The organism is Mesorhizobium sp. B2-3-13 (genome assembly GCF_006442195.1).
GTDB lineage: Bacteria > Pseudomonadota > Alphaproteobacteria > Rhizobiales > Rhizobiaceae > Mesorhizobium > Mesorhizobium salmacidum.
Genome location: NZ_VFVQ01000008.1, coordinates 140119 through 154439, shown reverse-complemented (window position 1 = coordinate 154439; position 14321 = coordinate 140119). Strand labels below are relative to the sequence as shown.

At 63.3% G+C, this 14321-nt stretch carries 13 protein-coding genes and 1 pseudogene; 12 read left to right on the top strand and 2 right to left on the bottom strand.

Going from position 1 to position 14321, the window contains the following annotated elements; all coding sequences use genetic code 11:
- Entirely contained in the window at positions 1-1494 is a 1494-nt protein-coding gene (locus tag FJ941_RS12110) for an NAD-dependent succinate-semialdehyde dehydrogenase (RefSeq protein WP_140505772.1), read from the bottom strand.
- 130 nt (positions 1495-1624) lie between these two features.
- Positions 1625-2116 carry an Lrp/AsnC family transcriptional regulator gene (locus FJ941_RS12105; RefSeq protein ID WP_140505770.1) on the bottom strand — a complete coding sequence of 164 codons (492 nt, stop codon included), beginning with the start codon at positions 2114-2116 and terminating at the stop codon, positions 1625-1627.
- Positions 2117-2199: 83 nt separating this feature from the next.
- Here FJ941_RS12105 and FJ941_RS12100 point away from each other — a divergent pair, with 83 nt between their 5' ends.
- The 12 genes and pseudogenes from FJ941_RS12100 to FJ941_RS12045 all read left to right on the top strand — a co-directional run bounded on the left by FJ941_RS12100 (position 2200) and on the right by FJ941_RS12045 (position 14260).
- Positions 2200-3585, top strand: a complete 1386-nt coding sequence (locus FJ941_RS12100; RefSeq protein ID WP_140505768.1) for a PLP-dependent aminotransferase family protein — start codon at positions 2200-2202, stop codon at positions 3583-3585.
- Between the two features lie 143 nt (positions 3586-3728).
- Entirely contained in the window at positions 3729-4520 is a 792-nt protein-coding gene (ehuA, locus tag FJ941_RS12095) for an ectoine/hydroxyectoine ABC transporter ATP-binding protein EhuA (protein ID WP_027145205.1), read from the top strand.
- A 70-nt stretch (positions 4521-4590) separates the two neighbouring features.
- On the top strand, positions 4591-5442 hold the full coding sequence (ehuB, locus tag FJ941_RS12090) for an ectoine/hydroxyectoine ABC transporter substrate-binding protein EhuB (RefSeq protein ID WP_140505767.1): 852 nt from the start codon (positions 4591-4593) through the stop codon (positions 5440-5442).
- Positions 5443-5611: 169 nt separating this feature from the next.
- Positions 5612-6271 carry an ectoine/hydroxyectoine ABC transporter permease subunit EhuC gene (ehuC, locus tag FJ941_RS12085; RefSeq protein ID WP_027145207.1) on the top strand — a complete coding sequence of 220 codons (660 nt, stop codon included), beginning with the start codon at positions 5612-5614 and terminating at the stop codon, positions 6269-6271.
- Between the two features lie 34 nt (positions 6272-6305).
- Positions 6306-6965: an ectoine/hydroxyectoine ABC transporter permease subunit EhuD gene (gene ehuD, locus FJ941_RS12080; RefSeq protein ID WP_140505765.1), complete on the top strand. Its 660-nt coding sequence runs from the start codon at positions 6306-6308 to the stop codon at positions 6963-6965.
- Between the two features lie 3 nt (positions 6966-6968).
- Positions 6969-7748, top strand: a complete 780-nt coding sequence (gene eutA, locus FJ941_RS12075) for an ectoine utilization protein EutA (RefSeq protein WP_140505764.1) — start codon at positions 6969-6971, stop codon at positions 7746-7748.
- Positions 7749-7753: 5 nt separating this feature from the next.
- Positions 7754-8746 (top strand): hydroxyectoine utilization dehydratase EutB, encoded by a 993-nt coding sequence (eutB, locus tag FJ941_RS12070; protein WP_140505762.1) that lies wholly within the window; start codon positions 7754-7756, stop codon positions 8744-8746.
- Entirely contained in the window at positions 8743-9735 is a 993-nt protein-coding gene (eutC, locus tag FJ941_RS12065; protein ID WP_140505760.1) for an ectoine utilization protein EutC, read from the top strand. The genes eutB and eutC overlap by 4 nt, the downstream gene beginning before the upstream one ends.
- 139 nt (positions 9736-9874) lie before the next feature.
- Positions 9875-11053: an ectoine hydrolase DoeA gene (doeA, locus tag FJ941_RS12060; RefSeq protein ID WP_140505758.1), complete on the top strand. Its 1179-nt coding sequence runs from the start codon at positions 9875-9877 to the stop codon at positions 11051-11053.
- Between the two features lie 5 nt (positions 11054-11058).
- The gene (gene doeB, locus FJ941_RS12055; RefSeq protein WP_140505756.1) at positions 11059-12060 is read left to right on the top strand and encodes a N(2)-acetyl-L-2,4-diaminobutanoate deacetylase DoeB; all 1002 of its coding nucleotides are present in this window, start codon (positions 11059-11061) and stop codon (positions 12058-12060) included.
- Positions 12061-12277: 217 nt separating this feature from the next.
- A complete protein-coding gene (locus FJ941_RS12050) occupies positions 12278-13399 on the top strand; it encodes an acyltransferase (protein ID WP_140505754.1) in 1122 nt (373 codons plus the stop codon).
- Positions 13400-13621: 222 nt separating this feature from the next.
- Positions 13622-14260 (top strand): annotated as a pseudogene (locus tag FJ941_RS12045) (GntR family transcriptional regulator).
- Positions 14261-14321 lie beyond the last annotated feature (61 nt).

The following is a 14321-nucleotide window of genomic DNA, read 5'->3' as shown; positions in this document are numbered from 1 at the left end:
CTACGCCACATCCAGGCAAAGGTATTTGAGGTCGGTGAAAGCTTCCAGCCCGTGGCGCGAGCCTTCGCGGCCGATGCCGGACTGCTTGACGCCGCCGAACGGGATCGGCGCGCCGGTGATCTTCACACGGTTGATGGCGACCATGCCATAGTCGAGCGCGCGGCCCATGCGCTGTTGGCGGGCGCCGTTCTCTGTCACCACATAGGCGACGAGGCCATATTCGGTCGCATTGGCGCGGGCGATCACCTCGTCCTCGTCGTCGAATGCTGTCACCGCGGCGACCGGACCAAAGGTCTCCTCGCGCATGATCAGCGCTTCGTCGGCGACATCGACGAGCAGTGTCGGCTGGTAGAACAGCGGCCCGGCCTGATGCCGCTTGCCGCCGGTGAGGCAACGCGCGCCAAGGCCCATGGCGCCAGCAACCTGTTCCTCGACCTTCTTGACGGCGCGCTCATGCATCAGCGGCCCGATGTCGATGTCATCGGCCAGGCCATTGCCGGCCCGCAGCGCCTCAATGCGCTTGGCGAAAGCGATGCAGAATCGATCGTAGAGCGGACGCTGGACATAGATGCGGTTGGCCGCAAGGCAGTCCTGGCCCGAGGTGGCGAATTTGGCGTCGATAGCGATGGCCACCGCTTTGTCGATATCGGCGTCAGCAAAGACGATCAGCGGCGCGTGGCCGCCAAGCTCCATCACCAGCCGCTTCATCGTCGGCGCACTTTGCGCGGCGATCAGCCGGCCGATCTCGGTCGAGCCGGTGAAACTCATGGCCCGCACGCGCGGGTCTTCGCACATGCGTCCAACGATCGTCGCGGCCTTGCCGGTGACGATGTTGAAAACGCCGGCGGGCAGGCCGGCGCGTTCGCCGAGTTCGGCCAGCGCCAGCGCTGAAAGTGGCGTCTCCGAGGAGGGATGCGCGACGATGGTGCAGCCGGCGGCGAGTGCGGCAGCTGCCTTGCGCGTCAGCATGGCCGACGGAAAATTCCACGGCGTGACCACGCCGACGACGCCGAGCGGTTCGCGCCGCACCATCATCTCCGCGTTCGGCAGATGGCTGGTGACACTCTCGGCGTTGAGACGTTTCGCTTCCTCGGCATACCATTCGATGAAGGAGGCGGCGTAGTCGATCTCGCCGAGCGACTCCTTCAACGGTTTGCCCTGCTCCAATGTCATCAGCAGGGCGAGGTCGTCTTTCGCCGCGATGATCAGGTCGAACCATTTCCGCAGGATTTTCGAGCGCTCCTGCGGCAACAGCGCCCGCCACGCCGGAAAGGCGCGCGCGGCTGCGTCGATTGCTTTTGTGGTCTGCCCGGCATCGAGCGCCGCAACGAAGGCCACGGTGGCGCCGGTCGCCGGATCGGTGACCTCGAAGCTCTCCGCAGCCTCACTCGCCGTCCAATGGCCGTCGACGTAAGCGAGTTCGCGCAGCAGCCGGCGGTCGGCGAGCCGGTCTAGCGCTTCGTGGCGATGCGAGCGGGCGAAATGCGCGGACATGGTCGAAGCCTCCCGGTTCGGTTTGATGCGGGGAGACTATCCATCAGCGGCAGACAGAGAGGCTGTTTGAACGCCTGGCCGTAGAGAGAATCTCTCTATTGCACCGAGAGGGCAGCCCATTTCTCCGGCGCTATGTCGGTGCCGGCAGCAGGTCCGCTATCGGCAGCGCGGCATCATCTTTTACCGTCTTGATGACGATGTAAGTGAAGTAGCGGTCGATGCCGATCTCGCGATCGAGCAAGCCGTCGACCAGCCGCTGATAGGCGTCGATGTCGCGTGCCATCACCTTCAACACGTAGTCGACGCCTCCACCCACCGACCAGCAGGCGACGATTTCGGGGATGTCGCGGATGACGCGCTCGAAGCGGTCGAAATCGGCCTGGCGGTGGCTGGCCAGCGTCACCTCCATCAGCACCGTGGCGACCGGCGCCACGACGCGCATGGCGATCCGGGCGTGATAGCCCGAAACGATGCCGGCTTTTTCGAGCTTGCGCAGCCGCATCCAGCACGGTGTTGGCGACAGCCCGACCTGCTCGGCCAGCGCCAGCTTGGTGATACGTCCGTCACGCTGGATGGCGTCGAGGATTTTAAGGTCGATCGCGTCGAGTTTCGCGGCAGTCATCAGCGCTCACTTTTTCGTCGATCGTACCATGACGGCGCATTATTTCGATTGTCAATTGCACTGATTTCGATCTCTAATAAGTCATGACATTGTGGCAACCCGATCCTACGCTCATCCGACGGCCAGCCTATCAATCGTTGGCCGATCAGTTCGCGCGCGCCATCCATGACGGACGCCTTGCCAATGGCGCGCGGCTGCCGACGCATCGCAGGCTGGCGGACGATCTCAAGCTGTCAGTGCAGACCGTGAGCCGCGCCTACGAGGAATTGATCCGGCGTGGCCTGATTTCGGGCGAGATCGGCCGTGGCAGCTTCGTCCAGACGCAGCGCCGCGAACCGGAGCCGCCCTATCTGCCCGAGCGCCTCGGCGAGGTCATCGACCTGTCGATTCTGAAACCGGTCTGCGAGCCGATGCACCTGGAGCGCATGAAGCAGGCGCTGGGCTGGCTCGCCGAAAACCTGCCGTCGAGTTCGGTGCTGTCGTTCCGGCCAAACATGGTATTCCCGCGCCACCGCGCCGTGGCGGTCGAGTGGCTGAAACTGTGCGGCCTCGATGCCTCCCCGCAGAACATCAGCCTGACCAATGGCGCCACCGCCGGCATGACAGTGGCGCTGATGAGCGTGGCGCCGCCGGGCTCCACCGTCGCCACCGAGGCGATCGGCCATCACACGCTGGTGCCGCTCGCCCGTTATCTCGGCTTCAATCTCGAAGGCCTGCCGATTGACGGCAATGGCTTGATTCCGGAAGCGCTGGACGAGGCCTGCCGGCTTTCCGACATCCGCGCCGTGTTCGTCCAGCCTTCCGTCATAAATCCCACGGCAACGCTCATGGATGCGGCGCGCCGCGAGCAGATCGCGGCGGTGGCGCGCAAGCACGACATCGCAATTATTGAGAACGATGTGCTGGGTCCGCTGGTCGAGGATCGACCGCCGCCGGTCGCCGCTTTCGCACCGGAGCGGACGCTCTACGTCACCTCCTTCACCAAGATCACCGTGCCCGGCCTGCGCATCGGTTATCTCGCCGCGCCCGATCGTTACGTTGCGGCCGTCGCCAACCGGCATCTTGTCTCGAACTGGATGGCGACACCAATGGTGGCCGAAATCGCCACCAAATGGGTGACCGACGGCACCGCGATGGAACTGGTGCGCTGGCAGCGCGCGGCGTTGCATCGCCGGCAGGATATCGCTGGCGAGGTACTCTCAGGCGTCGACTACCGTGCCCGCCGCGACGGATTGCATATCTGGCTGCAACTGCCGGCCGACCGCTCCGAGGAGAGCTTTGTCGCCCAGGCCCGGTTGCAAGGCGTGGCCATTGCGCCGGGCACCTCCTTTCGCATTTCGGATGCGCCCTGGCATCCGGCGGTACGCATCTCGCTGGGTTCGACCACCGAGGGGGAACTGCGGGCCGGTCTCGGCGTTGTCACCAAACTCTTGCTTGGCGATCCCGAGCATTTGCTGCTCGCAATCTAAGCCTGCCCAAAAAGCCGGCTGTGCTTGACTGGAAAATGTGCGCAATCGGAATAATTGTCATGATATTATTTTCCCAATTGACATGATTTGGCACGTTCCGCATCGTTAAGGGTACCAGCCTTCTCCAGCACGGGGAAATTCATTTGTCCGCATCCGCACCCATCATCAAGGTCGACAGCATCTCGAAGAGCTTTGGCAGCTTCAAGGTCCTGGACGGCCTCTCGATGCAGGTCATGCCGCGCGAGAAGCTGGCGCTGATCGGCCCCTCCGGCTCGGGCAAGACGACGATCCTGCGCATCCTGATGACGCTGGAGCGCATCGACGGCGGTCACATCCAGATCGACGGCGAGCAGCTCTACCACATGGAGCGCAACGGCCAGCTGCTGCCGGCCGACGAGCGCCATCTGGCGCGGATGCGCCAGAAGACCGGCATGGTCTTCCAGCTGTTCAACCTGTTTCCGCACAAGAGCGTCATCGACAATGTGACGTTGGCGCCGATGCTGACCAAGGGAACGCCGCGCGCCGCTGCCGAGAAGCGGGCGATGGAACTGCTGGAGATGGTCGGCATGGCCGACAAAGCGAAGGCGATGCCGGCCCAATTGTCCGGCGGCCAGAAGCAGCGCGTGGCGATCGCCCGCGCGCTCGCTTTGCAGCCGAAGATCATGCTGTTCGACGAGGTGACGTCGGCGCTCGACCCGGAGCTGGTCGAGGAGGTACTCAACGTCTTGTGGCGGCTCTGCGCCGAAACCGACATGACCATGCTGCTGGTCACGCACGAGATGGGTTTCGCCCACGACTTCGCCGACCGGGTGCTGTTCTTCGATCGCGGCCGCATAGTCGAGGAAGGCAAGCCAGACGAGATTTTCCGCAATCCCAAGCAGGAACGCACGCAAGGGTTCCTGAAGAAGATCATCGCGGCCGGACACCGTGTCTGACCGCATGCCAAAGGCGGCTAAGCCGTCCTGAAATCACGCAAACCAAGACAAGAACAAGGAGTTGGGAACAATGAAGAAATTTGGCATTCTGGCCGGCGTCGCTGGCATCGCACTGACGGCGGTGCTTGCGACATCAAGCCTGGGCTCGGCCGCGGACAAGAAGCTCGAACAACTCAAGGCGCAAGGGTTCGCACGCGTCGCTATCGCCAACGAGCCACCCTACACGGCGGTCGCCGCCGACGGCAAGGTTTCGGGCGCCGCGCCCGATGTGGCGCGCGAGATTTTCAAGCGTCTCGGAGTAGCCGATATCGTCGCCTCGATCTCTGAGTATGGCGCCATGATCCCCGGCCTGCAGGCCGGCCGCTTCGACGTCGTCACCGCCGGCCTGTTCATGAAGCCGGAGCGTTGCGCGGCGGTCGCCTATTCGGAGCCGGTGCTGTGCGACGCCGAGGCGATGCTGGTGAAGAAGGGCAATCCGAAAGGCTTCAAGAGCTACGAGGATGTCGCCAAGGACACGTCCGCCACCATAGGCGCGCCCGGCGGCGGCACCGAGGAGAAGCTGGCGCTCAACGCCGGCGTGCCGCGCGAGCGCGTCATCGTCGTGCCGGACGGCCAGAGCGGCCTGAAGATGGTGCAGGACGGCCGCATCGATGCCTATTCGCTGCCTGTGCTGTCGATCAACGATCTGATGAAGAAGGCCGCCGATCCGAACCTCGAAGTCATCGCTCCGGTGCAGGGTGCGCCGGTCTATTGCGACGGCGCCGCCTTCAAGAAGGGCGACGAGGCTCTGCGTGATGCCTATGACGTCGAACTGGCAAAGATGAAGAAGTCGGGTGAGTTCGCCAAGATCATCGAGCCCTACGGCTTCTCGGCGGCGGCGGCAATGTCGACCACGCGCGACAAGCTCTGCTCGGCGAAGTAGCGCGCGCTTTTCTTGCCTTCTCCCCGTTCACGGGGAGAAGGTGGCCCGAAGGGCCGGATGAGGGGTGGCGCCGGTTTGCCGAGCTGGCTCTGCCCCTCATTTGCCTGCCGGCAATCTTCTCCCCGTAAACGGGAAGAAGGACCCTAGTACTACAAACGTTGGAACCTCAATGACCCAGTGGTCCGGCTATTTCGGCCTGATATTGCAGGGAGCGCTTGTCACCATCGAGCTGACGCTGATGGGGTCGGTGCTGGCCCTGATCATGGCCTTTCTCGCCGGCTTGGGGCGCCTGTCGCGCTTCTTCGCGCTGCGGGCCCTGGCGACGGCCTATATCGAATTCTTCCGCGGCACATCGATCTTCGTGCAGCTGTTCTTCGCCTATTTCGTGTTGCCCCTGCTGGGTCTCGAACTGACCCCGTTGCAGGCCGGCGTATTGGCGCTGGGCTTGAATGTCGGAGCCTATGCCGCAGAGGTGGTGCGCGGCGCCGTGCAATCGATCGGCCGCGAACAGCATGAGGCCTGCATCGCGCTCAATCTGGGCCGCTGGCAAGGCATGCGCCATGTCATCCTGCCGCAGGCGTTTCTGGTGATGCTGCCGACCTTCGGCAACAATGCCATCGAGCTGCTCAAGGCGACATCGGTCGTCTCGCTGATCTCGCTTGCCGACCTCACTTTCCAGGCACAGGTGGTGCGCGCCCAGACGGGCAACACCATGGTGCCGTTCACCACCATTCTTCTCATCTATTTCATCCTGGCGCTGCTCATCTCGTGGGGTGTGCGCTCGCTGGAACGCCGCATGGCGCGCGGCCTCGACGGGGTGCGGGTCTGATGGCCGGAGCATTCCTGATGAATTGGGTTCGCTGATGGATTGGGATTGGGATTTTGTCCGGCAGATCCTGCCGACCCTGATCCAGGGGGTGAAGATCACCATCCTGGCGACGCTGCTCGGCTCGGTGCTGGCGGCAATCGTCGGCTTGGGCATCGCGCTGGCGCGCCGCTCGCCCAACAAAGCGGTGTCGCGTACCGTCGGTTGGGTGGCCGAATTCATCCGCGGCACACCGCTCCTGGTGCAGCTCTATTTCATCTTCTATGTGCTGCCCGACATCGGCATCCTGCTGCCGCCCCTGGTCGCCGGCGTCATCGGGCTCGGCCTGCACTACGGCACCTACACGGCGGAGGTCTACCGCGCCGGCATCGACAATGTACCGCGTGGCCAGTGGGAAGCCGCCAAGGCCTGCAATCTCAGCGCCCGGCAGACCTGGACGCATATCATCATCCCGCAGGCCATTCCGCCGATGATCCCGGCATTGGCCAACTACTTCATCGCCATGTTCAAGGAGACGCCGCTGCTCTCGGCGATCACCGTTCTGGAACTGATGAACCAGGCAAAAAGCGTCGCCAACACCTACTATCGCTACCTCGAGCCAATCACGTTGGTCGGTGCCTTCTTCCTCGCCATCAGCCTGATTTCGGTCGTGCTGCTGCGCTGGCTGGAACGTCGCTATGGCAAGATCGAAAGATAAAAGATGAAGCCCTTGCCCGAGATCAAGCTTGTGCCCAACCGGCCAGCGCTCGATGAGCGTCCGCTGGAGCGGCGCGTCGGCCTCATCATCCTGGCCACCGACCATACCACCGAGCCGGATTTTCGCCGCATGGTGGCGAGCGAACGGATCGGCGTCTATGTCGCGCGCATCCCCTATGCCAATCCGACGACGCCTGAGAACCTGCGCAAGATGCAGCCGGCGTTGACGGCGGGCGCGGCCTTGATCCTGCCGGACGAGCCGCTCGACGCCATCTGCTATTCCTGCACGTCGGCCTCGGTGGTGATTGGCGATGGAGAGGTCGAGGCTGCGATCCAGGCCGCCAAACCAGGCGTGCCCGTCGTCACGCCAACAATGGCCGGCGTGCGCGCGCTGAACGCGTTCGGCGTCCGCAGGATCAGCATTCTCACGCCCTATACCATGGAAACCTCCAGGCCGATGGCGACCTATTTCGCCGAACGTGGCTTCGAAATCCTAAGCTTTAGCTGCCTCGGCTTCGAGGACGATCGCGAGATGGCGCGCATTGCTCCGGCAGCGCTTGTCGATCTCGCGCGCCAGGCGATGCACCCGCAGGCCGATGCGCTGTTCGTGTCCTGCACGGCACTGCGCGGCGCACTCGCTGTCACCGGCATGGAAGAGGCGATCGGCCGCCCGGTGGTGACCAGCAACCAGGCGACCGCCTGGAACTGTCTGCGCCTTTGCGGTGACGAGACAGCCCATCCCGAATTCGGCCGTCTGATGACGCTGCCCCTGCCGCGCGACTGACGATCATGGCGACAGTAACCCTTGGCGATATCCGCGCCGCACGTGAGCGAATTGCAGGCAAGGTCGAGCGCACTTCGGTCGTGCTTTCGGCGAGTCTCTCCGAGCGGCTGGGCGTGCCGGTCCATCTCAAGCTCGAGCACCGCCAGACCACCGGCAGCTTCAAATTGCGCGGTGCTTCGAACGCCGTCGCTTCGCTGGATGCCGAGGAGAAGGCGCGCGGCGTCATCGCGGCATCGACCGGCAACCATGGCCGCGCGCTCGCCCATGCGGCAAAGCTCGAGCGTATGCGTGCGGTTATCTGCATGTCGCGTTTGGTACCCCAGAATAAGCTCGACGAAATCCGCCGCCTCGGCGCGGAAATCCGTATTGTCGGCAACAGCCAGGACGATGCCCAGCAGGAGGTCGAGCAGCTGGTGGCGGAGGAAGGGCTTGTCATGCTGCCACCCTTCGACCATCCCGCGATCATCGCCGGGCAAGGCACGCTCGGGCTGGAGATGATGGAGCAGGTCCCGGATGCCGCTCTGGTGCTGGTGCAACTCTCCGGAGGTGGCTTGGCTTCCGGTGTCGCCGCCGCCATTAAGGGCGTTCGTCCCGGGGCAAAAGTCGTCGGCATCTCGATGGCGCGCGGCGCCGCGATGAAAGCGAGCCTCGATGCCGGCCACCCCGTGCTGGTCGAGGAACTGCCGACGCTGGCGGATTCGCTCGGTGGCGGCATCGGCCTCGACAACCGGCTGACCTTCGCCATGTGCCGCGACTTGCTCGATGATGTCGTTCTGCTCAGTGAGGACGAGATCGCCGCCGGCATTCGCCATGGCTATGAACAGGAACGCGAGATCGTCGAAGGAGCAGGCGCGGTAGGCATCGCGGCGCTGCTCGCTGGCAAAGTCAAGGCGGAGGGGCCGGTCATGGTTCTGCTTTCCGGCCGCAACATCGACATGGAACTGCACAGGAAGATCGTCAGCGGGGAGATACCATCGATTTCGGAGCGCGCCGCATGAGCAGGATGACTATCCTCACTGAAGCTGAACTGCGCACCATCGTGACGCTCGATCTCGATGCCGTCGCCTGTGTCGAGAATGCCTTTCGCGCGCTTGCCACGGTGCCCGTGGCGATGCCGCCGATCCTGCGGCTCGATATTCCGCAGCATCGCGGCGAGGTTGATGTGAAGACCGCCTATGTGCCTGGGATCGATGGCTTCGCCATCAAGATCAGCCCCGGCTTCTTCGACAATCCCAAGCTCGGCCTGCCCAGCGTAAACGGCATGATGGTGCTTTTGTCAGCCAGAACCGGCCTGGTCGAAGCCTTGCTGCTCGACAACGGCTATCTCACCGACGTCCGTACCGCTGCTGCGGGAGCAGTCGCGGCCAAACACCTGTCACGGCCGGACTCATCCGTCGCCGCGATCTTCGGCGCTGGGGTCCAGGCAGGGCTGCAACTGGAAGCGCTGATGCTGGTGCGGCCGATCAGGCAGGCGCGCATCTGGGCGCGCGATGCCGCCAAGGCGGAGACCGCCGCGGCTACCTTGCGCGAAAGGCTCGGCATCGACGTGCGTGCCGAACCCGATGCGGCCAACGCCGTTGCCGGCGCCGACATCATCGTCACCACCACGCCGTCGACCGAACCGCTGATCAAAGCCGGATTTGTCTCGGCCGGCCAGCATATCACCGCCATGGGTTCCGACGCCGAGCACAAGAACGAGATCGCGCCGGCGATCCTGCGCATGGCTGATCTCTATGTCGCCGACAGCGCGAAGCAGACGCGGCGGCTGGGTGAATTGCACCATGCCATCGCGGCAGGCGTGATGGCCGCTGACACTGATGTGACCGAGCTCGGCCAGATCATCGCCGGCGCGAAGCATGGCCGGCGCTCGGCCAGCGACATCACCATCGCCGATCTTACCGGCACCGGCGTGCAGGATACGGCGATCGCCACGTTCGCCCGCGACCGTGCGCTGGCCGCGAAAGCCGGAACGGTTTTTGAAAGCTGATCCCAGCCGCAGGAGCATGATCCGGAAAAAGTGGCGACCGGTTTTCCCGGCAGATCATGCTCCGAAAAAAAGAATTACCTGGAGCCAGATTCAACAAAGTTGAAACGGGCTCCAGCCCCAAAAAACGAGGACCAACACTATGCAGCCGAACCTGAAATTCTCGCGAAGCGAATATGCGGAACGCCTCGCCAAGACGCGGAAAGCCATGGAGGCGAAGGGCGTCGATCTTTTGATCGTCAGCGATCCCTCCAACATGGCCTGGCTGACCGGCTATGATGGTTGGTCGTTTTACGTCCACCAGGCGGTCATCGTGCCGCCGTCGGGCGAGCCGGTCTGGTATGGCCGTGGCCAGGACGCCAACGGCGCCAAGCGTACCGCCTATCTCGCCCATGACAACATCGTCGGCTACGCCGACCATTATGTGCAGTCGACCGAGCGCCATCCGATGGACTTCCTGTCCGGCGTGCTGACCGATCGCGGCTGGGGCAAGCTCACCGTCGGCGTCGAGATGGACAATTACTGGTTCTCCGCCGCCGCCTTCGCCTCTTTACAGAAACATCTGCCCAACGCCCGCTTCGTCGATGCCACCGCGCTGGTCAACTGGCAGCGCGCGGTGAAGAGCCCGACCGAAATCGACTATATGCGCAAGGCCGCCCGCATCGTCGAGGCGATGCACCAGCGCATCGTCGACAAGATCGAGGTCGGCATGCGCAAATGCGATCTGGTCGCCGAGATCTACGATGCCGGCACGCGCGGCGTCGACGGCATCGGCGGCGATTATCCCGCGATCGTTCCGCTGCTGCCGTCGGGCGCGGACGCCTCGGCGCCGCATCTGACCTGGGACGACAAGCCGATGAAGCGGGGCGAGGGCACGTTCTTCGAGATCGCCGGCTGCTACAACAGGTACCATTGCCCGCTGTCGCGCACCGTCTTTCTCGGCAAACCAACGCAGGATTTCCTCGATGCCGAGAAGGCGACGCTGGAAGGCATGGAAGCAGGTCTTGCCGCCGCCAGGCCGGGCAACACATGCGAGGATATCGCCAACGCCTTCTTTGCCGTCCTGAAGAAATACGGCATCGTCAAGGACAACCGCACCGGTTATCCGATCGGTATTTCCTATCCGCCGGACTGGGGCGAACGCACGATGAGCCTGCGTCCCGGCGATCGCACCGAGCTCAAGCCTGGCATGACTTTCCATTTCATGACCGGTCTCTGGCTGGAGACAATGGGACTGGAGATCACCGAGTCCATCCTGATCACCGAAACCGGTGTGGAGTGCCTGGCCAATGTGCCGCGCAAGCTGGTGGTGAAGGATTGAGCCCGATGTCCAGTCTTCGCCCGTCGCCCATTGCGCCGACCGTCGATTTCGATCGCGGCGGCGTCCAACATGGTTTCCTGCGCCTGCCCCATAGCCGCGACGACTCGGCCTGGGGCTCGGTGATGATCCCGATCTGCGTCATCCGCAACGGCAAGGGGCCGACGGCGCTGCTGACCGGCGGCAATCATGGCGACGAGTATGAAGGGCCGCTGGCGCTCTACGAACTCGCCAGGACGCTCGATCCCGACCAGGTCAGCGGCACGGTGATCATCGTGCCGGCGATGAACTATCCGGCCTTTCGGGCCGGCACGCGCACCTCGCCGATCGACAAGGGCAACATGAACCGCAGCTTTCCCGGCCGGCCCGACGGCACGGTGACGCAGAAGATCGCCGATTATTTCCAACGCGAGCTGCTTCCCCGCGCCGACATCGTCTTCGACTTCCATTCCGGTGGCAAAACGCTGGATTTCGTGCCGTTCTGCGCCGCCCATACCTTGCCCGACAAGGCGCTGGAGCAGAAAGCCTTTGCCGCGGTGGCGGCATTCTCGGCACCGTTCTCGATGCGCATGACCGAAATCGACGCAATCGGCATGTATGACACGGCGGCCGAAGAAATGGGCAAGGTCTTCGTCACTACCGAGCTCGGCGGCGGCGGCACTTCGCGAGCCGAGACGGTGCGGATCGCCCGGCGCGGCATCCTCAACGTGTTGCGTCATGCCGGTATCGTCGCCGGGGCGGTCGAGACCGGCAAAACCCAGTGGCTGGACATGCCCTCGGGAGATTGCTTCTGCTTCGCCGAGGACGACGGCATGATCGAAACCATGGTCGATCTCGGCGAGCCCGTCGAAGCGGGCGTGGTTCTGGCGCGTATCCATTCCACCGGCCGCACCGGCGTTGCTCCGCAGGATATCCGGGCGAAAATGTCGGGCATGCTGGCGGCGCGGCATTTTCCCGGCCTGGTCAAGGCCGGGGACTGCGCGGCGGTGGTAGCCGTGGAGGTCGATTGATCGACACGGCTGCGTCCCGGCACATCCCGCGCGGTTTCCGGCGATTGCGGCTGGCCGCGCCGGACATCAATTTTCTCCATCTGATGGAAGTTTAAATTAACGAGAGGCAGACAAACTAGGCATCGGCAAGCGGCCCCTCGCTCTGCTGCCACGGTTGCGGGCATTGGATGAGCGACATGGCGATGATCGTTGAACGCCCGGACGCCTGGTCTGAATCATGAGATCTTCGACTGGAGAACACTATCCGGCGCTGGACCATGTTCGGGGCCTTGCGGCTTTCCTGGTCTTCACCTGGCATTTCCTCCATCAGTCTCCCGAGGGGCCGGTGCCCTATGATTTCGTGCCTGCCGTGCCCATTTTCAGCCTGCTGGATGAGGGGTTCACCGGCGTTTCATTGTTCATGGCGCTCTCCGGCTACCTGTTCGCCAAGCTTCTTGATGGGAAACAGGTCAGCTATCTGCCCTTCTTCGCCAACCGGGCGCTGAGGTTGCTTCCGCTCCTGCTGGCCGTGATAGCCGTCGAGGCTTGCCGCGTATCTATGGCAGGCCAACCCCTGGGCGGCTATTTCACCGACGTCGGGAAGGGGGTGATCTTTCCCACCCTCCCGAACGGCGGTTGGTCGATAACCGTGGAAGCTCACTTCTACATCCTGCTGCCGTTCCTGCTGATGGCGTCCAGACGCTTCCTGTTCGCCCCTTTGCTTTTCATCGCTGCAGCCATCTTGCTGAGGTGGGCGCTCTACGTGCAGTTCGGCGAGGTACAGTCGGCGGGGGCCTGGACCATCATTGGCCATGCCGATCAGTTCCTCGCTGGTATCCTTGCCTTCCATCTTCGCGCCTATGCGAAGGACCGGCACTGGCTGGCGCTGGCCGTACTGCTGGCCTTTTCGGGGTTCTTCGGGTGGTTCGATGCCGCCGGGGGATTCTACCAGCTAGAGCGCTACCCCTCGCCACATTGGATATGGATCATCCTGCCAACGGTGGAGGCGGCGGCCTATTCATTTGGGATCGCCTATTACGACACCAGTTTTCCAAGGAAGCGATCAGGCTTGCCGTTCAAGATCCTGGAGAAGGCTGGGGCCTACAGCTATTCGATCTACCTCCTGCACCTGTTCTTCGTCATGCAAGTGGCGGCGTTCATAAACACGAACATCATGGGCATGAGCAATTTCTACATTGCGTGCCTCTGGTCCTTGCTGTGTTTCCTGGCGACGATCCCGATCGGCTATCTCAGCTACACCTGCATCGAAGCGCCATTTCTGCGCCTGCGCATACGGTATGCGCAGCCGGCTGTTGCTGATCCGGTCCTGTTCAAGGATCGGCCGGCCACGGCTGCATAGGCGCCGCGCCTCCGCTGGGCAGAGCCCTGCAAAGATATTCGACAGAGACCATTGGCGCGGGGCATCTCGCTATCAACGCTGACCAATCTGCGGCGCGCCTGGCAGTTCGTACACGAGGATACTCATATCCAGTTCAGCGGTTTTCCAATACGCTGGAGTTCGCGTCTCAGGGAGCATCGATTGCGTGAATTTGCGGAAAGCCTGATCGAGAGGCCGCAGACGGTGGCGGAGCAGATCGCCAACGTGCTGCGCGAAGCCATTGCCAGCGGCACACTCAAGGCCGGCACCGCTTTGCGCCAGGACGAACTGGCCGAACAGTTCGGCTTCAGCCGCATGCCTATTCGTGACGCGCTTCGCCAATTGGAGGCGGCGGGCATTGTCTCGATCCATCCGACGAAGGGTGCGCATGTCGCACGCATGGATGGAGCCGAGATCAGCGAAATCTACGCGGTGCGCGAATTGCTCGAATGCGAAGCGCTCCGCCTCTCCATTCCGGCTTTGTTGGACGGCAATCTCGATGTGGCCGAACAGGTGCTCGAGCAGATCGACGCGGAGCGCAATGTCGGCCGCTGGGGTGCGCTGAACCGAACCTTTCACCTGTCGCTCTACGCTGCCTGCGGCAATCAGCGTCTGCTCGGCCTGATCGAGGCGCATCACAACGCGGCCGATCGCTAAGTCCGCATCCTCTTGTCCAACCTCGACCATCGCGCCCGCTCGCAGGCGGAACATCGCGACCTGCTGGCCGCCTGCCGCCGGCGCGACGGCAAGAAGGCTGTGAGCATTCTGCGGCAGCATCTGCGCGAAGGAAGCGACACGCTCGTCAATGCGATAGAGGGCGGCGGCCTGTCGCGAAAATCATAGTCAGGATGGTCCTGCTGCTCGCGGCTCAAGCGCCTCACCGCGCGACCGGTTCGTAAGAACC